General features: G+C 35.2%; 18 protein-coding genes and 1 pseudogene. 9 read left to right on the top strand and 10 right to left on the bottom strand.

Going from position 1 to position 26,388, the window contains the following annotated elements; genetic code table 11:
- Positions 1-43 precede the first annotated feature (43 nt).
- Positions 44-913: a glucose 1-dehydrogenase gene (locus tag ZPR_RS01825; protein ID WP_013069891.1), complete on the bottom strand. Its 870-nt coding sequence runs from the start codon at positions 911-913 to the stop codon at positions 44-46.
- Between the two features lie 290 nt (positions 914-1,203).
- Between ZPR_RS01825 and gntA the strand changes: the two genes are divergently transcribed.
- The 3 genes from gntA (at position 1,204) to ZPR_RS01810 (ending at position 3,791) form a co-directional block, all read left to right on the top strand.
- A complete protein-coding gene (gene gntA, locus ZPR_RS01820; RefSeq protein WP_233421338.1) occupies positions 1,204-1,917 on the top strand; it encodes a guanitoxin biosynthesis heme-dependent pre-guanitoxin N-hydroxylase GntA in 714 nt (237 codons plus the stop codon).
- Positions 1,918-2,006: 89 nt separating this feature from the next.
- Positions 2,007-2,597, top strand: a complete 591-nt coding sequence (locus ZPR_RS01815) for a DUF1989 domain-containing protein (RefSeq protein ID WP_013069889.1) — start codon at positions 2,007-2,009, stop codon at positions 2,595-2,597.
- Between the two features lie 477 nt (positions 2,598-3,074).
- Positions 3,075-3,791 carry a hypothetical protein gene (locus ZPR_RS01810; protein WP_013069887.1) on the top strand — a complete coding sequence of 239 codons (717 nt, stop codon included), beginning with the start codon at positions 3,075-3,077 and terminating at the stop codon, positions 3,789-3,791.
- 180 nt (positions 3,792-3,971) lie between these two features.
- On the opposite strand, the gene ZPR_RS01805 is transcribed toward ZPR_RS01810, so the two are convergent.
- Positions 3,972-6,098 (bottom strand): catalase, encoded by a 2,127-nt coding sequence (locus tag ZPR_RS01805; protein ID WP_013069886.1) that lies wholly within the window; start codon positions 6,096-6,098, stop codon positions 3,972-3,974.
- A 167-nt stretch (positions 6,099-6,265) separates the two neighbouring features.
- Complete coding sequence (locus ZPR_RS01800) at positions 6,266-7,699, bottom strand: phytoene desaturase family protein (RefSeq protein WP_013069885.1); 1,434 nt, start codon at positions 7,697-7,699, stop codon at positions 6,266-6,268.
- Between the two features lie 632 nt (positions 7,700-8,331).
- Between ZPR_RS01800 and ZPR_RS22370 the strand changes: the two genes are divergently transcribed.
- The 4 genes from ZPR_RS22370 (at position 8,332) to ZPR_RS01780 (ending at position 11,807) form a co-directional block, all read left to right on the top strand.
- A complete protein-coding gene (locus ZPR_RS22370) occupies positions 8,332-9,351 on the top strand; it encodes a hypothetical protein (RefSeq protein ID WP_148211643.1) in 1,020 nt (339 codons plus the stop codon).
- 143 nt (positions 9,352-9,494) lie between these two features.
- The gene (locus ZPR_RS01790; protein ID WP_041578524.1) at positions 9,495-10,217 is read left to right on the top strand and encodes a YqjF family protein; all 723 of its coding nucleotides are present in this window, start codon (positions 9,495-9,497) and stop codon (positions 10,215-10,217) included.
- 327 nt (positions 10,218-10,544) lie between these two features.
- Positions 10,545-11,093, top strand: a complete 549-nt coding sequence (locus tag ZPR_RS01785; protein ID WP_013069881.1) for a GNAT family N-acetyltransferase — start codon at positions 10,545-10,547, stop codon at positions 11,091-11,093.
- Positions 11,094-11,225: 132 nt separating this feature from the next.
- Positions 11,226-11,807 carry an O-methyltransferase gene (locus tag ZPR_RS01780; RefSeq protein WP_041579481.1) on the top strand — a complete coding sequence of 194 codons (582 nt, stop codon included), beginning with the start codon at positions 11,226-11,228 and terminating at the stop codon, positions 11,805-11,807.
- A 69-nt stretch (positions 11,808-11,876) separates the two neighbouring features.
- Here ZPR_RS01780 and ZPR_RS01775 read toward each other — a convergent pair.
- The 3 genes and pseudogenes from ZPR_RS01775 to ZPR_RS01760 form a co-directional block, all read right to left on the bottom strand.
- Positions 11,877-13,121: pseudogene (locus tag ZPR_RS01775) on the bottom strand (IS3 family transposase).
- Positions 13,122-13,182: 61 nt separating this feature from the next.
- Entirely contained in the window at positions 13,183-14,475 is a 1,293-nt protein-coding gene (locus ZPR_RS01765; protein ID WP_013069877.1) for a porin, read from the bottom strand.
- 34 nt (positions 14,476-14,509) lie between these two features.
- The gene (locus ZPR_RS01760) at positions 14,510-16,045 is read right to left on the bottom strand and encodes an SLC13 family permease (protein ID WP_013069876.1); all 1,536 of its coding nucleotides are present in this window, start codon (positions 16,043-16,045) and stop codon (positions 14,510-14,512) included.
- Positions 16,046-16,654: 609 nt separating this feature from the next.
- On the opposite strand from ZPR_RS01760, the gene ZPR_RS01755 reads away from it, so the two are divergent.
- Positions 16,655-17,794: a hypothetical protein gene (locus ZPR_RS01755; protein ID WP_013069875.1), complete on the top strand. Its 1,140-nt coding sequence runs from the start codon at positions 16,655-16,657 to the stop codon at positions 17,792-17,794.
- Positions 17,795-18,070: 276 nt separating this feature from the next.
- Complete coding sequence (gene pckA / locus ZPR_RS01750; protein ID WP_013069874.1) at positions 18,071-19,651, top strand: phosphoenolpyruvate carboxykinase (ATP); 1,581 nt, start codon at positions 18,071-18,073, stop codon at positions 19,649-19,651.
- Positions 19,652-20,466: 815 nt separating this feature from the next.
- Here pckA and ZPR_RS01740 read toward each other — a convergent pair.
- The 4 genes from ZPR_RS01740 to ZPR_RS01725 all read right to left on the bottom strand — a co-directional run bounded on the left by ZPR_RS01740 (position 20,467) and on the right by ZPR_RS01725 (position 26,386).
- Positions 20,467-21,624, bottom strand: a complete 1,158-nt coding sequence (locus tag ZPR_RS01740; RefSeq protein WP_013069873.1) for an esterase — start codon at positions 21,622-21,624, stop codon at positions 20,467-20,469.
- 10 nt (positions 21,625-21,634) lie between these two features.
- A complete protein-coding gene (locus ZPR_RS01735) occupies positions 21,635-23,119 on the bottom strand; it encodes a glycoside hydrolase family 30 protein (protein ID WP_013069872.1) in 1,485 nt (494 codons plus the stop codon).
- A gap of 11 nt (positions 23,120-23,130) precedes the next feature.
- Positions 23,131-24,789, bottom strand: coding sequence for a carboxylesterase/lipase family protein (locus ZPR_RS01730; protein ID WP_013069871.1), 1,659 nt, complete (start codon positions 24,787-24,789; stop codon positions 23,131-23,133).
- 403 nt (positions 24,790-25,192) lie between these two features.
- A complete protein-coding gene (locus ZPR_RS01725; protein WP_013069870.1) occupies positions 25,193-26,386 on the bottom strand; it encodes an AGE family epimerase/isomerase in 1,194 nt (397 codons plus the stop codon).
- Positions 26,387-26,388 lie beyond the last annotated feature (2 nt).

Genomic DNA, 26,388 nt, shown 5'->3' with positions numbered 1-26,388 from the left:
GAATTCGCTTTTTCTTTTTTTTAAGATATTTATTGATCAATGTTTATAGCGTATAGCGTCCACCGGTAATTTCGATTGTTGCTCCCGAGGTATAACTTCCGTCTTCAGATGCCAACATCACATAAGCTGGTGCTAATTCAGCAGGTTGACCGGGTCTTCCCAGCGGAGTTTGCTTTCCGAAGTTCTCTACTTTTTCCTTTGGCATGGTAGCAGGAATCAATGGTGTCCATATCGGCCCAGGCGCCACTGCATTTACTCGTATTCCTTTATCTGCCCAAAGTTGAGCCATACTTGCTGTAAAGTTTCTAATTGCACCTTTAGTCGCCGCATAAGGAACCAGATTATCACTAGGGCTATAAGCATTTACAGAAGTAGTATTAACGATACTACTCCCCGGCTTAAGATGAGGTTCTGCAGCCTTACAAAGATAAAATGGGGCATGGATATTTGTTCGGAAAGTCTTATCCCATTCTTCAGCAGAAATTTCTTGAAGACTCGTTCTGGACATCTGAAAAGCAGCATTATTCACAATAATATCAATTTGCCCAAAATGCTCCAAAGTTTTATCTATAATATGCTTACAATGCTTTTCTTGTTGTATGTCGCCATCAATCAAAAGCACTTCTCCATTTTTATTCCTAATAACCTCAGCGGTTTTTTCAGCATCCTTATGTTCATTAAGATAAGAGATAACTACCCTTGCACCTTCAAGGGCAAAAGCATAGGCAACCGCCCTGCCAATACCTGAGTCCCCTCCGGTAATTATGGCTACTTTATCTTTAAGTTTATTATTCCCTTTATATGAATCTTCTCCATAATCTGGCAATGGGTTCATTTCATATTCATCCCCCGGTTCTTTCTGAAGCGGAGTGTCAAATGGAGGTTGCGGATATTTTGTTCTTGGGTCCTTCATAATTAAATTTTTATTCTAAGGTAGAACAGCAATACTTTAATAAGGGTTAAAAAACTCTGAATTGAGATTTATTTAAAATCTAAGTCGTGATTTGCAAAATTTCATTAAAGGACTTTTGATCACCTTCTGATTTTCTTTAAAAAATAAACGAATTTTGATGCTATTAGAATGTAATTGGACGTAATTGAAACAGTTGTGTTAAACAGCATACAATAACAAACTAAACTCTTCTTAAACGATTATTCTGAAACCGCATCCCGCCATAATTTAGAGGTTTAAGAAAAAGAAAAATGATATCTACCAACCTAAGACAGAAACCTGAAAGGCCAGCGATTTTTTCACGCTCAATGACTTCAGACAAGAAGGCTACAAAAGTCTATAATTCCTTTCAGGATTTTATAATCACCAATGATCATCCCTGCATTATGGCTAAAACCGTATTCAGCATGAATTTGGTTAATTTACGAACCTACAATAACCTTGGAAACTTAAATCAGACTAAAGAATTATATAAGGATTTAAAAGCCTATATAAAAAATTATGATTTTGAATCTAACCAGTTCGAAACTTTTATTGCGGTATTCCCAAACAGCCCGGAGTTCACCGAAATCCAGTTTGAAGAGCAACTATGGATTCAGCTGAATCAATTAAATGCTGTAGACGAATATGATTGGGATCCCAGTGTGAGTAATAATCCAAATGATGATAATTTTAGTTTCAGTATTGCCGGAAAATCCTTTTATATTGTAGGATTACATCCTAATAGTTCAAGAAAAGCACGTCGTAGTCCTTACCCAGCGATCGCTTTTAACCTGCACTGGCAGTTTGAGAAATTACGGAAAATGGGAACCTACGATCGAGTAAAAACCAGCATACGGGAGCGTGATGAACAATTTTCGGGAAGTACGAATCCTATGCTTAAAGATTTTGGATCGCAAAGCGAAGCCAGGCAGTACAGTGGGCGAAAAGTAGGAGAACTGTGGGAATGTCCCTTCAAAAAATAAAGAAACTGGAGCAAAACCTAGAGATAGGACAATCTTTTTATAATTTTAAGATACTCCCATCATTGGGAGATTAAAAAATAAGTATAGCAATGAATATAATTTCGAGACAATCGGGAGCTGCTTTTATTTTAAAAAAAGGGGAACAGTTAAAAATACAATCTCCCCAGGGAAACCAGGTTAGTGATATGGTATTATTTAATTTAAATGATACCCGCGAAAAGATTTCGAGTGGAAAAACCCTCGACTTCGAAGAATCTATCCTGATTTCACGCGGAAACTATCTTTGGAGCAACCGTAGTGAAAAAATGATGATGATTCTTGAAGATACAAACGGAAGAAATGATTTTTTACTAGCCCCATGCAGCCCGGAAACTTTCGAAATTATGTATCATCATAAAGGTTATCATCCCAGTTGCTTCGAAAACCTGTATCGCAATTTAGAAGCCTATGATATTTTTCCTGATGACATTCCTACAGCTTTTAATATCTTTATGAATGTACAATTTGATACCGATGGTAAATTAAGCGTAGATCCCCCCACTAACACCCCTCAGGATTATATTCTTTTTGAAGCTCAAAAAGACCTGATAGTCGGCCTAACCGCATGTTCTGCAGAAGATAGTAATGGTGGCAGCTTTAAGGAAATTGCTTACGAAATTATTGCTCAAAAAAATGAGTAACTAAAAATTAATGAGCTATAAAACAGTCTATGAGCTTTTATAAAATGGCTTTAAAAAACTGATAAACAATAAGCATATGAAAACGCATCCTAAGATCAGAAAAGGCAACCCCATCCATTCGGGGAGTATATAAAGTTGAGATAGCAGGGCCAGAGCACAACATACTATAATCAAAACGATTAGTATTTTTGGCCGAAAACTGTTAATTAGTCTCATGGCTGGTAGATTTAAGGGTTGGCGATTACAATTTAAGGATTAGTTACAAAACCTACAAAGCTGTATATCAGATTATTTGAAATAAGTTAATGTTCATTTGATATGTAATAAAACCATCATTTTGTTCAATCGTTTTCGCTAAGGCTATAACACTTATTAAATTTAGATTCAGGTTTATATAATTTTTAGCTATAATTTCACAAAGCTCTGGCAATGAAAAAGATAATTACTTTTTAATTTAAGCCATAAATCAGAAAGAAGATGAAAGCAGGACACATGAACGATAGAAAAAACGATAAAAGCACAGGCATTACAACCGCTGATTGTATTCACCGAATCAGCTCTAAGTTTAAGCTGAAGCCCGAAGAAATAAGGAAAATTTATCAATTGGATCAGTTTAATATTACCAGGGTATTTATGACCGAAGAAGGTTCATTTGATACTAAAACAGGAAAATATACCTCCAAAAATATTCCAGGTAACGGTAAGGTATGTATACAATACTTTAACGATCAGGCCAAGTCTTTATATTTGACTCTTCAAAAAATACCAACTAATGAAGGCATGCCAGAAGCTTCAAGTACACTTTACGAGCTCATTGAAAAAAGTATAGGTTTCTTTGAAAAAGCACAGCGAGCCTCTAAGCGCCTTTTCTTTCAAAGATTATTTAATCGCCATAAAATATTATGCTTAAGCTATATCAAAGATCTTAATTCTGTATTTGAGAAATCGCATCATCACCGTGATACTGATGAAGTTGCTTTATCCAATACCATTTTTGTACTTCAAAAAAAAGGAAGATTTTATGTAATGGAAAAAGCAATTCGACTCGAAGAAAAATTACTGGAACAGATAGAAAAGATGCTGGAATCTGTAAATAAAAATGATAAAAGACAAACTTTATTGAAATTTAAATCTAATCTAATTCAGCATTTGCAGGAATTAAAAAGTATTCATAACTCCGTATTGCTGCATTAATAGTACATCAATCTGATTATTGGTGAAACCACAACTCACCCTGTATCCAGATTTTCCGCGCTTATCAAAAAAATTACCTGATTCATTCCGTGCGAATTTGCCCTCTAAATTCCAAGTATAAAAAAGGCCGTCTCTTTCGAGAACGGCCTTTCCTTAAACATCCATTGAAACTAAACTATATCATACCGGGATGTTCATTGCTGTGGGCTGCCGATCCCAGTTACGGTGGGCAGCGATTTGTTTGATAAAATCTTTAGGAGTTTTACCAATTAATATAGCAGCATCTTTATCAAACATGCTTATTGCAGTCTTATCAAGTAATTTAAAAGTATCCTCTTCGGCAGCAAGAGCCTTACAATGCTTCAAAGTTTCATTGACAAACTTAACAGATTTCGGCGCTTTCACTAAGGCTTCTATACTCTTGGCACCGCCCGGAATATAAAGCGCATCGTATAAAACACTTTCTGTAGTTAATAAGGCCACATCTACCGGATGTTCCTTACCCAGATCACATTTTACCGTTCCTCCGTGAGGAGCGACAAGATGTACCACCGCATTTTTGGATACGAGTGCTTCTTTAATTTTCTTTACCTGTGCACCATTAAAACCATCACCCACTAAAAAAGCAATCTTTCTGGTGGCAATACTATCGGAGTTTAAATGTGTAAGGCTTAGTGCAGCCGACTTCTTCAAGTATTTCTTTTTAGGTGTAGGTTGATGTTCTTCAACATTCGCATCTGCTCCTATAGCCTGATTAACAGGCTGATCAATTTTACTCGGAATTTTCATCCCTAAACCATCAGCCACTTTTAGTGCAAGGTCTTTATCTATCTGTTTAATAACATATAGCATACGTTCCTTAATATGATCATAGGTACATTTTCCCAATTCAAAAGTATACGCATCAGCAACATGTTCCTGTTCCCAATCAGTAAGACTGCGATAAAAAAGTGCAGGCTGAGAATAATGATCACTGAAACTACTACTTCGTGATCTTATTTTTTTCGCATCTATTCGTTCTTCGTAAGAGGTAAAACCTCCTTGGGCCATTTTAGCTAAATGAGGACATCCTCCACCTATAGAGTTTGGGAAATAGGCTGATTTCCCTTTATCAACCGTCATACGCATCTGGGCATCACGTTGATTATTATGGGTTTCGTTTATAGGCCTGTTAATAGGAATTTCATGAAAGTTAGGACTTCCTAACCTGGATAATTGGGTATCTGTATAACTAAATAACCGTCCCTGTAATAACGGATCATTGGTAAAATCTATACCCGGTACCACATGCCCAGGATGAAATGCCACCTGCTCTGTTTCTGCAAAGAAATTATCAGGATTACGGTTTAAAGTCATTTTTCCTATTCGTTGAACCGGCACCATTTCTTCTGGTATCAATTTAGTAGGATCCAGAATATCAAAATCAAATTTATGCTCATCTTCTTCAGGAATAATCTGCAATCCCAGTTCCCATTCGGGGAATTGACCTGAATCTATGGCTTCCCAAAGGTCCCGACGGTGAAAATCGCTGTCTGCCCCATGAATTTTAACGGCTTCATCCCAGGTAATGGAATGCGTTCCTAAAAGCGGTTTCCAATGGAATTTTACAAAATGAGATTTCCCCTCAGCATTAATCAGGCGGAAAGTATGGATCCCAAATCCTTCCATCATTCTGAAACTTCTGGGAATCGCCCGATCACTCATTACCCAAATATGATTATGTAGGGTTTCAGTAGTATGTGAAACAAAATCGTAAAACGTATCGTGTGCAGATGCAGCTTGAGGAATATCCCTGTCTGGTTCCGGCTTTACAGCATGGATCAGGTCCGGAAATTTCATGGCATCCTGAATAAAAAAGACAGGCATATTATTCCCAACCAGATCAAAAATACCTTCTTCCGTATAAAACTTCGTAGCAAAGCCTCTCACATCCCTGGCAAGATCTGCAGAGCCTTTATTTCCGGCTACGGTAGAAAATCTTACAAAAACAGGTGTTTTACGTTTAATATCCGTAAAAATTCCTGCTTTGGTATATTCTTCCAGACTTTCATATAATTCAAACACACCATGAGCACCACTACCGCGGGCATGTACTATTCGTTCTGGAATTCGCTCATGATCAAAATGTGTTATTTTCTCCCTAAGAATAAAGTCTTCCAGTAAACTGGCACCTCGCTCTCCTGATTTTAGCGAATTATTAGTATCATTAACTTTAACCCCTTGATTGGTCGTCATTGTTTTTCCCTTCCCATCTTTGGTATTAGAGGCTAAATCCTTACTTTTTTTATTCTCTTCACTAGTACTCATGATATTTTTTGGTTATTGGTTTAGGTCTTAACAAGATAAAGGATATACCCCCCTCTAGAGTGCTCTATTCGAATGATAAGTGCTACATCCAACGTTTAACAAAACAATAGCATTAGGCTAACAAAATATTGGGAGAATATTAAGACAGCTCTACCATCACCGGCATACTAAAAGTGATCCTTAAGAACCTGTTTGGCTGCATTAAAACCCGCCATTCCATGGACTCCACCGCCAGGAGGAGTAGACGATGAGCATATATAAATATTGTTATTGGAAGTTTTATAAGGGGATAGCTTTGCTACGGGCCTTGTAAATAATTGTGTTATATCTTGTTTCCCTCCATTGATATCACCACCTACTAAATTCGCATCAAATTCCTCTAATTGCCGGGTGTTCATGAGATGTCTTTTTAAAATCAATTTACCAAAACCCGGAGCGGCTCTCTCGATTTGACTTTCTATAATTTTTGTACAATCTTGCGTATTACCATTAGGTACATGGCAATACGCCCAAACAGTATGACCTGAATCGGGGGTACGGGAATGATCAAACACACTTGGTTGTACCAGCAATACATAAGGGGTCCCGGGAAGTTTACCCTGATTCACGATTTTCTCAGAATTTTCAATTTCAGAGGAACTAAAACCTATATGTACCGTACCTGCTTTTCTTAATATTTTATTTTTAAATGGCACAGGAGCTCTTAGTGCCCAATCCATTTTAAATATTCCGGCCCCATACTTGAAATTTGAAAGGCGCTTTTGGTATAGTGCACTTAAGGGTAAACTTTTAATAGTTAATAATTGCTTTGGCGTAAGATCAAACACCTGCACTTTTGAATTTGGAATTTGATTAAAATCTTCAATAGCAGAGTTTACTTTAACTTCACCACCAACGTGGATATAGTATTTAGCGAGTGCTTCAATAATCTGTCCTGCTCCCGATTTTGGAAAAGGCCATCCATTTAGATGCGCCATTATCATTAATACAAGTCCGAATGATGCAGAAGCGGTACTATTTAGGGGTAATGTAGAATGTGCGGCAGCACCGTAAAACAAAACTTTACTTTCTTCTGTTTTGAATTTAAGCCTGGTAAAAGTACGGGCAGATAATATGGCACTGCGACCAAAATCCAAAAACTGTAAAGGATTTTCCGGTATTTTTATAGGAGCAAGTATATCATTTGAAACCAAAGGCCAATCCTCTATTCGGGTACGCATAAATTTTCGATAAGTACTTTCATCGGCTCCCAGCTGGGCAGCCGTCTTATCAATATCCTGATAACAGGCCACAGCCCCAAAATTATTTGAGTTGCCTAATGTTTGTGCAAAGGGAATTTCAGGATAAATCCATTCTAATCCAAAATCTTCAAGTGGTAACTGCTGAAAAAAAGGAGAACTGTAAGCCATTGGAAGAACCGCAGCTCCTACATCATGCTTATAACCCGGTAATGTTAACTCGGTTGTTTTTGTGGCTCCGCCAAGCATACTTTCTTTTTCTACAACAATTGTTTTCAATCCTTTGGATTGTAAATAGATTGCCGCTGCAAGTCCGTTACTCCCACTGCCCACAATTACCACGTCATAATCATATTTCCCCATTGCAATAATTTTAGTTTAGCATTCTGTTTCCGTAACTCTATTTTCTCAAAATCTATTTGATCTAATTATCCTTCAAGAATGAGTTTCCCTATTTTTCATGCTATCACATCATGACTCATAATATAAGAGAAATATTTAGCCTATGCCCTACTTTCTTTTCACTCAATTAGAAAGCTGAAATCCTAAATCCGCTTACTTTTAGAAATTCTGTAATTATCCCTCTATTTCTTTTTGAATCATCCAAGCGATTATAATTAAATCATTTAGACCAGAATAAAAGCAATTAGCAATCTAACAGTATAAGCCGTATTAGATTTTTTATTCCATTAAAATAGGTGTTCAGAGTATTTTAAATTCCGGGGCAGTATCTGCAATTTTCATAGAAATTTAAAAATCTTTCAACTTTATTCTTCCTAACCCTTAGCGACCAATACTATTTGTATAACTTTAAAATGTTGATATTCGTAAAATTAATTGGGTAAAACACTGTAATCAAGCAATTGTGGTTTTATGTTCTGATTTCTACGCGGAAAACCAGCAAAGATAAAGCTTGGTAAATTTAGTTATATTACTTTTAATCAATTCGTAACCAACGTTATACACATATCGTTATCTCTCATTTTAGAAGAGCTATGAAAACACTAACGAACATATTGATATTGTTAATTTCCTACTCTTTTTTTGGACAAATAACATCCAAAATAAACCTCAATAAAACTCTTTCAGAAAACCTTGAGAAAAACGAAATTGAAATTGCTGACGAAACTCGTTTGTATATAAATGATGGAACTTCAAATGAACTTTTCTACTATGCACTAAAACCTAAGGAGAAAATTAAAGGTACTCTTATATTATTACCTCCTACTGCACAAAAAGTTGAAAATGTAATAAATAATAATATTGAATTATCAGAGCTAACATTTAAGAACGGCATTCTATTAATAATACCTTCAATCAACTACAACCTTTACCTTGATAGCATCACACTAAATTTTTTGAATACTGCTTTTAAAGATGCCATTTTGAAATATCAAGCACCAAAAAACAAAATCATAATCGGAGGTTTTTCTTTGGGAGGGATGAATGCGATTAGATATGTAGAACTTTCGAAAGAAAATCCCAATTCAACATCAATCAACCCTGTTGCTGTTTATGGAATAGATCCTCCACTGGATTTGGCAAGAATTTACTATTCATTTAAGCGAATTAAAGAACTGAACTTTTCGGAAGTAGCCGTGAATGAGGCAAAAGATTATTTAGCAAAACTTAATAAACAATTTGGTGGTTCACCTAAAGAAGTACCAAATATTTACTCTAAAAATTCGATGTATTCAAAGAAGAAAAAAGGTGGAGGCAATGCTAAATTCCTAATGGATACTCCAATCAGAATCTACTCTGATCCAGATATTGATTGGCACTTAAAGGAGAGACATACCGACTTGTATGATATTAACGCCTTGGACCAAACTGCAATGATTAATGAGTTGAGAATATCTGGTAATAAAGATGCAGAATTTATTAATGCTTTAGGCAAAGGATATCGATTGAATGGAATGCGACATCCACACTCCTGGTCACTTGCTGAACCTAATGAATTAATGGATTGGATAATTGAAAAGTTGAATAGAAACGGTGATACCGCCCATAACTAACGCTATGCTGGCATAGCTGGGGAAACCTTGCGATGCCCCCTCGGAAAATCCAACCGGATATTTATAGACTTCGGTTCATTTTCTCTAAATTTATTACAAAACCATGCCAAGGTCTATTCCCCTGGCCTTAGCCAATTTCAAAAATGACAATCCAAGAACTATTAACAACCACAGCACACAGACCTTGGAAAATTCCGAATAACAATTGGAAATTTTATCAAGAATGGAATAATGCACTATTTCTACATTATCAAGTTGACTTAAACGAATTGGAAAAATTTGTTCCTAAAGAATTAGAGATCGACTTATTTGATGGTAAACCTTGGATTTCGGTTGTTGCGTTTACAATGGAAAAGATTAGACCTAAAAACCTTCCCTATTTTCCTCCAATATCAAACTTTGATGAGATCAATATCCGTACTTATGTGAAGTCAAATAATAAAACCGGAGTTTACTTTTTAAGTATCGAAGGTGGAAAAATGCTATCCTGTAAAATCGCAAGAGGTATTTCAGAGCTTCCATATAGATTTTCTAAAATTAAGAGGGCTAATCAAAAATATCAATCTGAAAATTCATATTTTAACGATAAGCTTGATATTCAATTCACCATTGGGAATAAAATAACAAAAAAGACTAAATTGATCAACTGGCTAACAGAAAGATATGCTCTTTTCCAAGATACTGACAAATCAATAAATGAATTTGAAATCCATCATTTAGAATGGCCTATTAACGAAATTAACTTAAGTAAATTGGAATTGAATTATCCAAGATTCAAAAAGTTAATTAGCGAACAACCAAGCAAAATTCATTACTCGAAAGGAGTAAAAGTATTGGCCTGGGAAAAAATAAAAAATGATCGCTAGAAAGCTTAATTGTGAATACAGCCCCCTTTTTGTTTCAGGCAGGTCTAATTTGTGAATATGAATAATGAAAACAATAACTTAATCCTTTAATAAACCTATTATGAATCATTGCGTAAAAATGTTAAGAAAATTAATTTTAATTCTTGTAAATAATACCAGACAAAAAGCAAGTACACTACAGCAATTCATTACAATTTATTCTTCATCAGTAAAATTCTAATTTTAGAAATCTACAAAAAATTGGCTAATTTAATTTCCAAATATGTTCTGGATGGGACGGCGTATCTAATCCAACTGGCGAAATAAAATCTTCTAAAATTTTGAAATATGGAACTTAAACTTGCTGATAAAAAATCTGAATTGCTCGAAATCCTCCGAATTCAAAAAGAAAATCAATCAAGCAATTTATCCATAGACTCCGCAAACACAAATGGGTTTGTAACCGTAACGCATAGTTATGAAATGATTGAAAAAATGAATTCCAGGGCAAAACAGGTCATTGCTAAAATGGACGATCAGGTCATTGGATATGCCCTGGTCATGTTAAAAGAATTCGAAGATTTAATCCCTGTGCTTATCCCAATGTTTGAAACATTTAAAAAAATCGAGTATAATGGCCAAAAACTTGATCAACTCAACTATTATGTAATGGGTCAAATCTGTGTACAGGATCATTTTAAAAGAAAAGGAATTTTCAAAAAACTCTATGAAAAACATAAGGAAGAATATTCCAAACTTTATGACTATTGTGTAACCGAGGTTTCCTCAAGTAACCTCCCTTCCATGCTTGCCCACGAAAAATTAGGATTTAAAACCATATATACATTTACCGACCAGACTGATACCTGGAATATTTTGTTGTGGGATTGGAATTAAAATAACAATATTAACATTAACCTAAAAAATGCTTTCAAAGAAACAAGATCTAAATAAGTCTTTTAGGCACTTGTGAATTTAGTGTCTCTGCCCAATAATCTGGGGATGCTGAAAGCATTATGCTACTTAAAAATGAAAGATTCAAAAATTACTGGCATTCCAAAAACCTATTCTGAAATTGAAAGAAAAAGTAATGAAATAGGGTTTACAATGCCATCCGACATTTATGTTGGAACGCTCTTAAAAACCCTGGTTTCGTCAAAACCGAAAGGTCATTTTCTGGAATTAGGTACTGGTATTGGGCTATCGCTTTCCTGGATGGTCGATGGAATGGATGCTGAATCCAAAATTACAAGTATTGATAATGATCCAAAACTAGTGGCCATCGCTAAAAGCTATTTTGAACAGGATAAAAGAGTGAAAATAATAGGCATGGATGGGACTGAGTGGATAAAAAACTATTCTGGAAAAGCATTCGACTTAATCTTTGCTGATGCCTGGCCTGGGAAATATAGTGAAATTGAGGAAACTCTTGATTTGATAAAGCCTGGTGGAATTTATATTATTGATGATATGTCGGTGCAACCAAACTGGCCAGATGGACATCAGGAGATTGTGGACCAATTAATTGGATATTTAGAAAACCGAAAAGATTTTAACCTCACTAAAATGAACTGGTCCACCGGAATTATAATCGCAACTAAAAAATGCTAACTACTGGATGAAGAATGGTTAAACCGACAAGTGGACTTGCAATAAAAAACTGGACTTTAAGTTGAGTGATTATGCTGCTAGTTTTTGGTTATACATCTCTATTTCAAATTCTTTAATGGTTCTGTTTCCTAAATAAGAATGTCTTCTTCTGTTATTGTACCAGGTTTCTATCCACTGAAAGATAGATAACTCTGCCTGTGATCTAAGCTTATATTTATGCCAATATACCCATTCTACTTTCAGAGATTTAAAAAAGGATTCCGCTACGGCATTGTCCCAGCAATTTCCTTTTCTACTCATAGATTGTTTTACCAAGCCATTATAACTTTTAAGTAGATTAGTAAATCTTTGGTAGGCATACTGAATACCTTGGTCTGAATGGAATATTAAAGGTTGCGTGAGTGTGGTATTTGTAATAGCCATCTGCCAAGCTTTTATAATAGTATCTTTGGTATTTAGGGTATCACTTAAAGCCCATCCTATAACTTTTCTATTAAATAGATCAATGATCACCGTTAGGTAACTCCAACCCTGATTGGTCTCAACATAGGTAATATCGCTTACCCATACTTGATTAGCTCTGGCCACACTGAAGCATTGATTCAACAAGTTTGGTGCTGTGGGATATTTATGGTTACTATCGGTGGTGGTTCTAAACTTGCGCTTCCTCTTGGCGTATAAATAGTTTGCCTTCATTATACGAGCTACCCGTGGCTTTGATACCTTAAAGCCTAAAGCTTTCAATTCAGCTTTTATTCTAGGAGCTCCATAACTTTGGTGACTATCTTCAAATATATCTTTGATTAATGAAGAGAGCTTCTGATTATCTTTCCAGAGGGTGCTGGGACCAGATTTTAACCAGTGGTAATAACCACTTTTACTTACTGCTAACATAATGCACATCTTCTCAACAGGAAATTTCATACGATGCTGTTTTATGAACCTGTATTTTTCTTGTCGCTCGCGGAAATGCGAAGCATTCACGAATACCATAATCTAAAATAATAAACAATGAGCTAAAAGATGCCAATCGCCTTTTTTAAGATATCACGTTCTAATTCGGCTTCTTTAAGCTGTTTCTTTAAACGAGCTATCTCTTTTTGTTTTAGGATTGCCCCGACCAGGAAAACTATTCTTGCCATAATTCTTTTGCTCTTTACGCCAACGGTAAAGAACAGAAGGTAATATATCCAAGTCCTCACAAACCTGTACTACACTGCCTTTGGCATAACTTAATTCTACTGCTTTCTGTTTAAACTCTAAAGTGTAGTGTTTGGCTTTACGTCTCATAATTGCTAAGTTAACAACTTGCAATAATATTCATTCAACTCTATGTCCAATCTAATGTAGTAATTCCACAATAAGAGATAATTTGTTATTTGAACTTAAATTGATACATCAATACCACGAGGGAATTCCTTGAGTTTTTTATTGAAGAGTCTTTCATAACTACAGGCCAGTTTTGATACCCCAGAACAAATTTTGAATTATGACCATTCATTAAGAAACTAACCCCTCCTTCATAAAGCATAATCGGGTCTTCAAGCTTCTCTAAATCTGAATATTGGGTCAAAAAATAAGGTTGTACTCCTTCTATAAACATATCTTTTTGAAACTTTTGTAAATATCCAGCCTGAAAAACCAAAATGTCTCCGGTACCGTTTACAGGAATCGCATTCCCAACACCATTAAAAGAAATACCTGTACCTGCATCTGCTATATTATTAGCCGCCAGGTTACGTACATAGTTGGGACCAATATCGTGATTTATATATGCTGCATAAAGAGTCCAGGAATGATTATTGGTAAGCGCCTGCTCATAATAGGCATCTATTGCAAATGATCTAGCCCCATGGGTTAGAGTATCATTTTGTGAGGTAAGGCTTTGAGACGACTTGGTTTGACTTGTAAACCCCGCACCTATGTTGAGAATATTTTTTGTCCCGTGATAAGTGCCGCCACTAAATGGAGTACTAGGTTCAAGCTCTCTAAACTGGTACTTCACATAAGCAGAGGTATACACTGCATTTGGATTATAGGTTAGTTTAGCATCTTCTGATAATGATGAGCTACTAACCCTGTTCATAGGTTTTGATAATACCGCACGGTAATCAAATTTTCCAGCAATACCATGTGCAGCTATTGAGAATTTACGGTACAGGTCATCTTGGAAATTGAGGAACGGTCCAGAAGCAAAATTTACATCGAGTCCCAAAGAATTAGATGAAGAAGGTGCCGCATACCTTGATAAGCCAGTCCAGGGATTCTTCCCGGCGGTGATTATAATATGATCACTCAGCTTATAGCTCATATAAAGCTCCAATAATATTGGAGACGTATTAGGAGATTTTATATTTATATTATTGTTTCCAAGTAATAAAGCAAAATCTATTTTATCTGAAACCTCTCCTTTGAATCCTAATCGGTATCTTCTAACCGATATATCCCAGAAATCCTGTACTTCGTTGTTATTAATTTGGGTGCCCGGATTTAAATCACTGTAACGCAACCAAAGCTGCCCAGAACCATTTATGGAAAGGCTTGAAAGTATTTTCTCTCCTTTATTAAGAGTTTTTGGTTGTGCAACCAAATTATGGATGCCAAAAATGTAAATTATACTGGCTATGACATATCCTTGCCTAAAATCTTTAGAAATTTTAAAAATCATAAGTTTACAGTTTTAAGAAATTAAAATTGAAAGTCTATAGATTCGGGGTGTCCATAAATTGTCTAAAAACCTGGGGGAAATGAAACTTATCTATATCCCATAAATAAGGCAGAAGGAAATAGGTTATTAGGGTTACGATTAGAATGGAAACTATATTCATCACTACTCCAACTTTTACCATTGAAGATATTTTAAGATATCCAGAACCAAAAACCACAGCATTAGGTGGCGTTGCTACCGGTAACATAAACGCGCATGACGCCGCAAGAGTGGCTGCTACCATAATCATATAGGGATGTATCCCCATAGAAAATGCAATAGGAGCTAATACTGGAAGTAACATGGCAGTAGTCGCAAGATTAGAGGTGATTTCGGTAAGAAAATTAACCGCTGCCACCAGGATGAGCATAAGAAAGAAAAGTTCCATTCCTTTTAAATAGGAAAATTGCGCAGCAATCCAATCCGCAAGACCTGTATCTGTAAATCCTTTTGCCAAGGCCATACCTCCACCAAAAAGTAGAATGATTCCCCAGGGTAGTTTAACAGCTTCTGACCAAAGTAATAGCCTCCTATTTGATGATTTGGCCGATATCATAAATAAGGTTATCGCAGCAATAGTCGCTATGATCGTATCATCAATAATGGGGATAAAAATTTGAATAAATGACCGGAAGACCCAGGCCAGTGCAGTCAAAATAAATACAATTAATACCGCTTTCTCTTCATAGGAAATCTTACCCAGATCTTTAAGCATGCTTTTGATTTCTTTATGACCTCCAGGAAAGACTTCGTCACTAATCTTAAAGGCAAACTTTGTTAAATAGATCCAGCATAGAAAAAGCAGTAAAATTGAGACAGGTAATGCAAATTGCATCCATTGCATAAAACTGATCTTAACACCATAAAGCTCTTCTATTACTCCTGCTAAAACCAGATTTGGCGGTGTTCCTATTAAAGAAGCAAATCCACCAATAGATGCACTGTAAGCGATAGATAACATGAGTGCACGACCTAACTTCTTCTCACGCTTTTTACTTGTCTTTGCTCCAAACTGTTTAATTATGGCGACGCCTATGGGAAGCATCATTACTGCTGTTGCCGTATTGGAAATCCACATTGATAAAAATGCAGTGGATACCATAAAGCCCAGTATGATATATTTCACTTTTGAACCAACAATATTCAGGATGTTTAATGCTATACGCCTATGAAGCTGCCACCGTTCTATCGCCAAGGCTAAAATGAAACCTCCTATATAAAGAAATACATATTTGTGACCATAGGATGGGGTTGTGGATTCTAAAGTTAATGCTCCGGTCAATGGAAACAGCACGATAGGGAGAAGGGCTGTAACAGCAATAGGAACGGCTTCAGAAACCCACCAAATTGCCATCCAAATTGCAACAGACAAAATTTCGAAGGCTTCTGGCGATAACGTTTTCGGAGGTTCTACAAATTGTAGTACACAAAACATTATAGGCCCCAACAATAGCGCAAAATTTTTCCACTTTTTCGGTTCTTTTCTGTCAGGATTTCTATTGCCCGAAATATTCTGTACATCATTAATCATAGGTTTGATCTTTAAAATTGTTGAACATTCTCTTTCTATAGGCTAAAAAACCGGCTTTATTGATCAAGCAATAAGAGCGCAAATTTTTTATAGAGTCTACAATTTTATAGATAATTTTTAGGTATTATGTTATTTCAGTAAATTTTATTGATTTTTAATGAATTTTATTGATGATTTGTTGATTATTTAGTAAAATTTATAATTGATCATCACATGTAAATTTTACTACAATTTTCATATTGGCCTATAATCAGTCTCCGTCAGTTTTAATTAGCCGCGCATATTTTGAAAAGAAATGTTATCATCTAACCATTCATTCAGTTAAAAGAAAAATTATATGGAATTTGAGAAGTGCGATCTATTAATTTTCCATCTAAATAAAGTAACTCTTAATTTGTACTACGATGTAATAGTATCAATTCTTAGTCCTTTGGTAGATATCATAATATGTAAATATGCTTCCATATTTTTTCTAAAAGACATCGTAAAGCGATCCAGACTTTAACATTTTCTTAAAAAATGAGAAATGATATCCTTCAAAAAATAAGGTATTTACATATATTAGTACAATAATATTAACGATACTCAATTTAATATTGGTTTCAGAAAATGGAAGAACTGTACGCACGAATTACAGAAAAACTTGAGAAGCTTTACGGCACATTTGAATCTGATAAGAAAAGATTTAAAAACTCCAGTAATTCTAAAATTGCACGTGACCTTGGTTATAGTGATGCCCAGTTTTCACGTTTAATAAATGGGACGGCAACTCCTGGGGAGTATGAGAGAACCTTGCAGAATGTAGATCGCGTACTTAAAATTAAAGAACTGGAGAAAAATGCTACCACAAGTAATTTACCCAAACCTGAGACTTCAAGAAAAAAGAACTGGCTAATAGGCATATTGGCCGCTTTACTATTGATTTCCTTAACGTTACTAATTTTAGATCTTCAAGCCACCAAAACAAATGTTGAAGATTACCCAAGAGATTACACGTTAAGATGGGCTTTTGAAACCGAATTCGTAAATCCATACACTAAATTGGAGGAGCTTCCGGCAGATTGTAATTTTCCGTGTTATAAGTTACAGGGACAATGGGAACTAAATAAAAAATACAAAATCCCACTCTATATAGAGACAGATGGCTTTCATTATCAAGCAACCTCTGTAAAAATGTACACACGATGTGCTATCAATATAGAACCCGATGGTAGTTTGCTTGAAGGTTATGAATACCAAAAGCATGAAATCTGGTATGACATGACCGAATCGAATATATCAACATTTATGAACAATAATGATGTGAGGAATGGCGAAGGTTCCTATTATGAGACACTTGACTTTAATAAGGACAGTCGGTTTGTAAAAGTTGCGACAGTTCATACACTATTTAGAAATAGGTTCACCATTGGTGATTCCATTTCCAGAGATGGCCAGGTTATTGGTAGGGATTTAGTGCCTGTGCCACAGGATATATTAAAAGATAAACTAAGTGAGGAAAAAGTAATTTTTATTAATAAAAAACTGAATCTAATCGCCAGAAATGGTTTAGAAGATTTTTCCCGACCTATAAACTGCGCAGAAAGTCCACTACCAGGTATTGATTTTCATGATGTTAAGGAAGGAGATTTAATGAAGTTTACTTGCAAGTTAACCACAAATAGAGTTCCCTCAGTTTATACCAAAGCCTTTAAATTAACCCGGCAGTTTATCAAAAGTACCTGTAGACAATCATTAGATGATGAATAACTACTGCCCTCTTCTAAAAATGCCTTAACTAAAAGCTGAGTCTTATATATCACCCATATAAAATTTGGCGCGCCTTAAAAGACCGTAAACAGCATCAAATTATATAGTCTTACGCAAATGGCATTACTTTTAATAATGAATTATACTTCACATCATTTTTCGATGCATTTATGAAATACGCGCTTAAAATTTAATAAAAATTAATAAAATTCATTAAAACACAACTTATCATTTATATTTTAAGCAAATTGCCATGAAATATTTAAAACACTCATTATGAACGATAACGTTTTAGATGATGCTCAAGTAGCATTTCAGTTGGATCCAGAAAAACTAAGTCAACTTATTATTGAAAATAATGAGGGAGTCAAAACTTCCTCAGGCAGTATTGCTATACAAACAGGAACTTTTACGGGAAGGTCCCCGAAAGATCGCTTTATTGTAAAAGATGAGATTACTAAAGAACCTGTAGATTGGGGATCTATCAACCAACCCATAAATCCTCAAAATTTTGCCCGCATTAAAAAAGACATCCTCGATTATTTAGAAGGAAAAAAGATTTATAAACGCTTTGCTTATGCTTGTGCACTTGATAAATACCGACTAAATATAGAATTCATATCTGAATATGCATGGTCAGATTTATTCATACACAATATGTTTTTACGTTTGAAAGAATCTGAACTTAAAAACTTCACCAAAGAATGGACAGTTATCAATGCTCCGGGTTTTAAGGCGCATCCAGAAATACACGGTACCCACAACTCAAACTTTACGGTAATCAGCTTTAAAGAAAAAACGGTATTAATAGGTGGCACAGGCTACACGGGAGAAATAAAAAAAGGAATATTCTCTGCTTTAAATTTTTTATTCCCGGTTTATCATGATGTATTGCCTATGCATTGTTCTGCCAATGTTGGAAAAGATAAGGATACCGCACTATTCTTTGGGTTATCAGGCACAGGAAAGACCACGCTTTCTGCAGACCCTGAACGCGAACTTATAGGAGATGATGAACACGGATGGGATCCTAATAACACTATTTTTAATTTTGAAGGAGGCTGCTATGCAAAAGTGATCAACCTGAATGAAAAATCAGAACCCGACATTTTCAATGCAATTAAAGCGGGTGCGCTTGTTGAAAACACGGTCGTAAAAAACTCTGAAATAGATTTTAACGACTCCTCTATAACTCAAAATACACGGGTAAGCTATCCAATACACTATATTGAGAATATACAGATTCCCTCTGTAGGGAGCACGCCAAAAAATATTTTTTTCCTCACCGCTGATGCTTTTGGTGTATTACCCCCGGTTTCAAAATTGACCGCAAGCCAGGCTGCCTATCATTTTATTTCAGGGTATACTTCAAAAATAGCTGGTACTGAAGCAGGTATTGTAGAACCTTTGCCTTCATTTTCTGCGTGTTTTGGAGCGCCTTTTATGCCATTACACCCCACTAAATATGCAGAAATGTTAAACAAAAAAATCAAAGAAAGTGGAGCCAATGTATGGTTAATCAATACCGGATGGACCGGTGGTGCTTATGGGGTAGGTACACGTATAAAACTAAAATATACTAGAGCCATGGTAAATGCAATTCTTGACGGTAGCATAAATCCTGATTATACCTACAAAGATTATCATATTCATTCGGTATTTGGTGTCGCACAACCAAGAACATGCCCCGGAGTTCCGGATGCTGTATTAAGTCCTCGTAAAACCTGGGATAATGATTCCGCTTACTACAAGGCTGCATTTAAACTTTCTAATGCTTTTCGTGAAAACTTTGAAAAATTTGAATCTTACGCTAATGAAGACATTCGAAGAGGAGGCCCTCAGCGTTTTGATTTTTAATGGAATGCAAAGTTTATCGCAATCTTATAAGTATTAGTTGTTACTATACTTTTTTTAAATAAAGTTTTATTTAGCAGTGATTAATGTTTGATGTAGCTAAAACTTTGGATCTTTATTTTAAAGAATTATAATCTTTGAGGGCAAAATAGTTTATAAACTAGGTTTATTGAATTAACCATGAAATAGTTTAAACAGCCTCTGTAAAAATAATGATGCCCATAAACCTGCCAGAATTCTTTTTTCGGGGTGCAGTCTAAATGATCTAGATATTATTTTTTCGCTAAGCCATTTGCGCTTTAAAGAGAATAAATATAAATCAAATGCTCCGATCCATATACTAAACCCTTTTTGACCTTTCAATTCCTCTGGGGCTATTCCCGGAGGAATTTGCATTTATAGACAGAGGTATCTCTAATTTAAAAATAACAGAAAATATCTATTATTACTCCAGTAGCCTCGCCAGGAATCGAACCCTAGGGCTAGACCTCCGTATTCACAAGGGATTGTCACTTTCGTCAATTTTCTGTTGACGATCTGTGAATTTGTAACCACCTGATAACCAAATTTTAAGGTAAATTTAGTCATTTTATAAAATAAAGCATAACTTAATTACTTAACCTCCAGTTACTGCTCCGGTGATTTTCGAAATTTCAGGGTTTTTAACAACCTACGCGGAATTCAAAATTCGACCCTTGCCGTACAATAAGTATCAATTAGAAGAAATATCCCTGTTTAATCTTGCTAATTTTTTTTGGCCCTAACCCTAATGACAAGAAAAACTTAGACAGCATTTAGTAGAAAAACACATTACTATATTATTTTATAAAAATCTGCTTAGAGAAATCCTTTAATTGACTCCTCCAAAACTGCCACTCATGTCCATATGAACCCTGATGAAATTCATTTTTAATTCCGTGCTTATTTAATATAGAATGAAATTTCTTATGTCCTAGAAATCTTGGATCTTTGCTTCCACAAGAAATCCAAAGTAAATCTATGTTTTGGTTTATTGAATCAGCCATTTTAAATAAATCAGGTATATAAGTACTCAAATCTATATCTGGGTCGCTCAAAAGACCTGCACTGAAATCGCCTACAAATGAAAACAAGTTTGGGTTTCTTAAACCAATCACTACAGACTGACCACCACCCATAGAGAGACCAGCAATAGCTCTGTCTTTTTTGTTTTTACTTACATGATACCTGTTCTCAATTAAAGGTATTATATCATTAATCAATTCTTCTTCTAAAGTATTCATTCCCTCGATTGTACTTCCACTAGACCAACTTCCATCAATCAAACCATTTGACATAACGATGAGCATTGGTTTTGACTTACCCTGAGAAATTAAATTATCTAAGATAATATTTGCACGACCATCGTTAATCCAACTTCCTTCGTTATCTCCTCCCCCATGACGCAAATACAAAACTGGAAACTTTACATCTTTTAACTCTTGATAAATTTTAGGAACATAAACATACATTTTTCTGGTCTTGTCTAATACAATAGATCTGTAGGTTATGATATGTACCTCCCCATGAGGAACCTCTTGTAACTGATCAAATCTTGCAGGAGTATCTGGAACCTCAACGATGCTTCCGTAAATATTTGTGCCGACTTTTATATTTGGATTAACAGGATCAAGTTTTTTGAACGAGTTGTTAATAAGAAAGTTATATTGATAAATTCCTGATTCAACATTCTTAAGATTAATACTCCAATTACCTAAATCATCCTTCTTCATTTTTTTTTCGACTATATCCCACTCCCCAAAAAGTAAGGTAACGTTATCTGCTTGCGGAGCATTCAATCGAAATGTTATACTCCTGTCTTCGTGCACTACAGGAGAAAATTTTTCACCTTCAGGTTCCCACCATCCTTCTGTACTAAAAGCTTTCTCCTGTGCATTCAGAAAATTAATTCCAGATAATAAAAATTGTAAACCAATTAAAAAGTACCTCATTTTCATAGTTTTGATTTTAATAATGCCATATATAAGTCCCTACTGATCCCCCTTTCAATTTAACTGAAGCATAATTTCCATTATATTGAATCTTGACAGTTTGTGTTTCAAGAGTATCATTTCCAACAATTAGAACAATTTTGTTTTCAGTTGTTCTAAAAGCAATATTTGGAAGTACCTGACTATTATTTCTTATACCTGTTCTATAAACATTTGGTCGCTGCTCATCCTGGTAAAGAAAAATGCTTGGTTCATCTCCCTGAGTGGAAAATATTCGTGTTGAACCTGGCTTCACAAACTTTGAAATATGACCAATAGTGTAATATGCTACATTACGCGAAACGCTATTACCATCAATTGTGATTGCCCCCTGACACATAGTACACCCTCCGTTACCTGTATGTGGATCATTATTAGGATCGGCAGCAAGATTCCATAAAATTACGTTTCTACTCCAATTAGATAATGCCCCAATAATCAGACGATTAACAGGATCTACTATATTTATCGTAGAGCTCTCAGGCTTTTCAGTTAGCATTTGTTCCGTGAAGTATATATTTTTATCCGGCCTTGCTGTATGCACCCAAGACATTGCCTCCATATCACCTCTGTAATTGTGAAAGCCACTTCCATCAATATACTTGCTAGCTAAAGTATCTTGAAGAATACTTAAAGGGTAGTCAGGTCTATCAGTATTATGATCGAAAATTAAAATTTTGGTTTTAAGGTTATTTTTTTCAAGATTAGGCCCCAGATAGTTTTTAATAAAATTTGCCTGTTCAAACCAGAACCATGACATACTTGGAGTATTTCTTGAATTCATGGGCTCATTTTGCACCGTAACTGCATCTATGAAAATCCCCAATTTTCTCATTTCCTGAATATACTTTGTAAAGTACTGAGCGTATACTTCGTAGCAATCTTTTTTTAACTTACCTCCTCTTATATTATTGTTTGTTTTCATCCAAATTGGAGCCGACCAAGGAGAGGCCATAATTTTAATTTCCGGATAAATCTCAAGGATTTCTTTCATTACCGGTATTACATCTTTTAAGTCCTGAGCTAGAGAAAACTTTTTTAAATCGTAATCGGTTTCTCCGTCTTTCAGATCATTATATGAAAAAGTGAAACTATTTAAATCTGAAGACCCAATACTTAGTCTAATATAGCTTATTCCTATATCCTCCTCTCCACTACCAAATAATTCATTTAAAAGTTCAGTTCGTTTCAAAGCTGACATTTTCATTAAATGCTCTGCACTACCACCTGTTAATGCAAAACCAAAGCCATCGATAGTTTGCATAGACCGTTGGGGATCTATGATTATTGAAGGATGTCTTGATGAATTTTCCTTTTTAAAAAAAATTCGATTATTTTGCTTTTCTAGGAGACTATTGCGGTCGTTTGTTGTTACCCAAGATTCTATACTTTCAGGTGATTTCTGCGCCCATGAAGATATCGTTATTTGAAAACAAAAAAGTAAAAGTCTTAATTTCCTCATTTCTTTAGTTTTTATGAGTTTATTATTGATAATCTTCCTCTTTTATCGGGATTATACTGAACACTACACTGATTATCCAAGATCATTGTCTCGACATTTTCTTTAGTATATTTAGGCCAGCTAGGTAAAGAGTTACAATTTGGATCACCTGTCTTCATAAATGCAATTAAGGATTCGGACATTTTTTTTGATAGTTTCCTTGGGCTTATACCACCGCCAGTATGAGTAATCATTCTATCTGTATTTAAAAACCAGAAACTTATATCAAGACAATGAAAAGAACGATGTCTTCCATCAAATAATGGAGATTCCCAACCAAACCACGCAAGATAAACCGATGAATTTTGTTTTAGTTTCGCATTTGCAGTTTCAATAATCGTTTGACGATTTGATAAAATTAAGGCCCAAATCTCTATGGGACGCGCATTTGGAAAATTGATCGAATAAGCACCTACGATTTCTTTCGATCGATCCCCAAACTTATTTTCTAATTTATCAATAACTTCGTTTAAAGAAATGTTCTCCAATTCAGGACTATCGCGATTTGGATTCCATTCATGAAAAGTTGAACACAACAATAGAGGAATATCTGGTCGATTTTCTTTGTTTTCAAAATATTCTCCCGCGGGAATAACATCCCCATCCGCATTAGGCGCGAAACTTCCGCGAATAAAAGTCTTTCCTGTTTGCTCCTGAAGTTTTTCAGCCGCCTTATATGCTAATCGTTGATATTCAGGCCAAGGTATTTCCTGAAGTCTGTCTATTTCATCGTCTTTTAGATTAGCTTCTTTTAAAATGAATCGACCTAACTGACGAGTATAAGAGTTGTCTAAAGCACGTGTATTTGATCCACTAAGAGCTACAGCCTTATGCACCAAACCTTTTGTTTCAGACATATTAGCTAAAGTGCATACTTTATCGCCACCTCCTGATTGTCCCATAATTGTTACATTATTCGGATCTCCACCAAAATTCTGGATGTTTTCGTTTATCCATTTAAGTGCAGCAACTATATCAAGCATTCCTACATTTCCAGAATACTTATATTTTTCTGATATGCCAGAAAAATCAGCAAAACCAAATGGCCCTAGGCGATGATTAATAGAACAGAATACAATATTGCCATCGCGAGAAAAATTTTCGCCATTGTATCCATCTTGTTCAATTCCGTTTCCATTTGAAAAACCACCTCCATGAAGCCATACTAAAACCGGTCGTTTAAAACCATCTATACCTGGACTCCAAATATTTAAACGTAAACAATCTTCACTTACTTCATCATAATTCCAGTGATCCACAAAAGCAGAATAAGACTTAGGACTTCTATTGTAAATATTTTGAGGAGCTGTATTGCCGTAAAATACTACTGGCAATGTTCCTTTCCAGGGTTTTGGTGGTTGGGGAGGCATAAATCTATTCTTGCCTGAAGTATCCAATCCATATGGTATGCCTCTAAATACCATTATACCCCTCTGCAAAAATCCTTTTACCTTTCCATATTTAGTTTGTGCGACTGCTATATCCTCTCCGATAAATAATTGCTGATCATCCTCAGAAATTAGATCCTCTGATTCCCTATCCCACTTTCTAGATGCCAAAGGACTAAAAAAACTTATACCACAGGCCGCTATACTTATTCCTGTTTTTCCAAAAAAAACTCTTCGATTCATACTTCTTATTTAATCTTAAAATATTCGATAATTATTCAAGAACCTTGAATGTTATTAGTGTTTTCTATTTTGAATGCCTTGAGTATCTAAATTTTTAAGAGAGAAAAACACAGAGATTTGAAAGTATTCACCATTACTTCTTGCTATCAGAGAATTCTTTATAAATTCCCGGTTACCTAGTAAGGTAAATGTATTTCCTCGTTCTTCACTTGATCTGGTCAAGTAAGTAGGACTTATAATTACACAAACCTAATTACCTTATCTTATTCCTGAAACAATATAAGTCTCAAACCCCACCCTCTTAACTGATGGTAAGCACCCTATATTTTCCTGAAATACTGCTATATATGTGAATTCGACATTTATGACATTCTAACAACTTGTTCAAAAGGTTTAATAACCATCAATTATCCATTTTAAGTAGATAAATACAACCCCTTGAGTTGTGGTATGGACATTTCCACATTCCAATTTTATCTTCTTCTTTATATGGAATATTATATTTATCTATTCTAAAAAACCACTCGCCGTTCTCCTTGTCAACAATATGATCTTTTACAAATTGCCAGATATCTTTTTGAGCTTTTATAAAATATTCTTTTCCAGAGATTAAATATGCATAGTTAAGACCAACCATAGCTTCAATTTGTGGCCACCAATGCCGATCTTCATCTAACTGCCCTGTATCTAAATTCTTTTCATTAATTACTCCTGAATTTTCAACATATGCCTCTTTTAGAAAAGTCTCAGCAACGTCAATTGTCATTATCTCTATTTCTGATAAAAACTTTTGATTATCAACTGCTTTTGCTGCCTCTATAAGTAGCCAAACAGCTTCTATGTCGTGCCCAAAAGAAACTATATTTCCTTCTATGCCCCAATTATTGTCAAAAAATAATTGGAAATGATGATTTTTACTGTCATAAAACTTCTTGATAAATAATTGAATCAGGTTCCCCAATGCTTCTTTCACAGTTTGTGACTTGCTTATTTGGAATAAGGTAGTGTAAGCCTCAAGTATGTGAAGATGAGTATTCATTGTTTTAGTCGAATTCTTATCTTTTGAGCTTAATCTCATATCTTCAATTGGAGACCAGTCAACCTGAAATGCCTCAATATAACCATTGAGGTTTTCATCTCTTGCATATTTCTCAATAAGCTCAAAAATGGATAATGCCCAATCCTTAGCTTCTTCTTTGCCTGAAAAAATAAAATACTCAGAGAGTGCATAGATTGCAAATGCCTGGGCGTAGATTTGCTTTCTTTTGTTGACAGGTTTGCCCAGGGCATCTAGTTCCCAAAACACACCTTCAAATTCTCTATCCCGAAAATTTTTATTCAAGTATTCATAGGCTCTATTTGCATAGAACCTGAGATCGTCATCTTTTTTGAAATTTCCAATAGCTGAAAAGGTCCAGAGAATTCTTGTATTTAGAATAACTCCCTTTGGAGCACCAAAAATTTGCTTATTGCTATAATCTCTTCGACCGACAAATCCTCCATTCTTATTATCAATTCCGTACTGTTCCCAATATTTTTGGATTTCATTTAATTCAGAGGAAATTTCATCTTTAAATTGTTGAGAGATTTTTGTCATTG

The sequence above is a fragment of the Zunongwangia profunda SM-A87 genome, from assembly GCF_000023465.1.
GTDB lineage: Bacteria > Bacteroidota > Bacteroidia > Flavobacteriales > Flavobacteriaceae > Zunongwangia > Zunongwangia profunda.
This window is presented reverse-complemented; position numbering and strand designations above follow the sequence as displayed.

Coding starts and splice junctions, on each gene's coding strand:
- ZPR_RS22370 (WP_148211643.1), top strand. CDS start 8,332: ATGAAAACACTAACGAACATATTGATATTGTTAATTTCCTACTCTTTT.
- ZPR_RS01740 (WP_013069873.1), bottom strand. CDS start 21,624: ATGAAAATGAGGTACTTTTTAATTGGTTTACAATTTTTATTATCTGGA.
- ZPR_RS01825 (WP_013069891.1), bottom strand. CDS start 913: ATGAAGGACCCAAGAACAAAATATCCGCAACCTCCATTTGACACTCCG.
- ZPR_RS01800 (WP_013069885.1), bottom strand. CDS start 7,699: ATGGGGAAATATGATTATGACGTGGTAATTGTGGGCAGTGGGAGTAAC.
- pckA (WP_013069874.1), top strand. CDS start 18,071: ATGAACGATAACGTTTTAGATGATGCTCAAGTAGCATTTCAGTTGGAT.
- ZPR_RS01725 (WP_013069870.1), bottom strand. CDS start 26,386: ATGACAAAAATCTCTCAACAATTTAAAGATGAAATTTCCTCTGAATTA.
- ZPR_RS01805 (WP_013069886.1), bottom strand. CDS start 6,098: ATGAGTACTAGTGAAGAGAATAAAAAAAGTAAGGATTTAGCCTCTAAT.
- ZPR_RS01730 (WP_013069871.1), bottom strand. CDS start 24,789: ATGAATCGAAGAGTTTTTTTTGGAAAAACAGGAATAAGTATAGCGGCC.
- gntA (WP_233421338.1), top strand. CDS start 1,204: ATGATATCTACCAACCTAAGACAGAAACCTGAAAGGCCAGCGATTTTT.
- ZPR_RS01755 (WP_013069875.1), top strand. CDS start 16,655: ATGGAAGAACTGTACGCACGAATTACAGAAAAACTTGAGAAGCTTTAC.
- ZPR_RS01760 (WP_013069876.1), bottom strand. CDS start 16,045: ATGATTAATGATGTACAGAATATTTCGGGCAATAGAAATCCTGACAGA.
- ZPR_RS01810 (WP_013069887.1), top strand. CDS start 3,075: ATGAAAGCAGGACACATGAACGATAGAAAAAACGATAAAAGCACAGGC.
- ZPR_RS01780 (WP_041579481.1), top strand. CDS start 11,226: ATGAAAGATTCAAAAATTACTGGCATTCCAAAAACCTATTCTGAAATT.
- ZPR_RS01735 (WP_013069872.1), bottom strand. CDS start 23,119: ATGAGGAAATTAAGACTTTTACTTTTTTGTTTTCAAATAACGATATCT.
- ZPR_RS01765 (WP_013069877.1), bottom strand. CDS start 14,475: ATGATTTTTAAAATTTCTAAAGATTTTAGGCAAGGATATGTCATAGCC.
- ZPR_RS01815 (WP_013069889.1), top strand. CDS start 2,007: ATGAATATAATTTCGAGACAATCGGGAGCTGCTTTTATTTTAAAAAAA.
- ZPR_RS01785 (WP_013069881.1), top strand. CDS start 10,545: ATGGAACTTAAACTTGCTGATAAAAAATCTGAATTGCTCGAAATCCTC.
- ZPR_RS01790 (WP_041578524.1), top strand. CDS start 9,495: ATGACAATCCAAGAACTATTAACAACCACAGCACACAGACCTTGGAAA.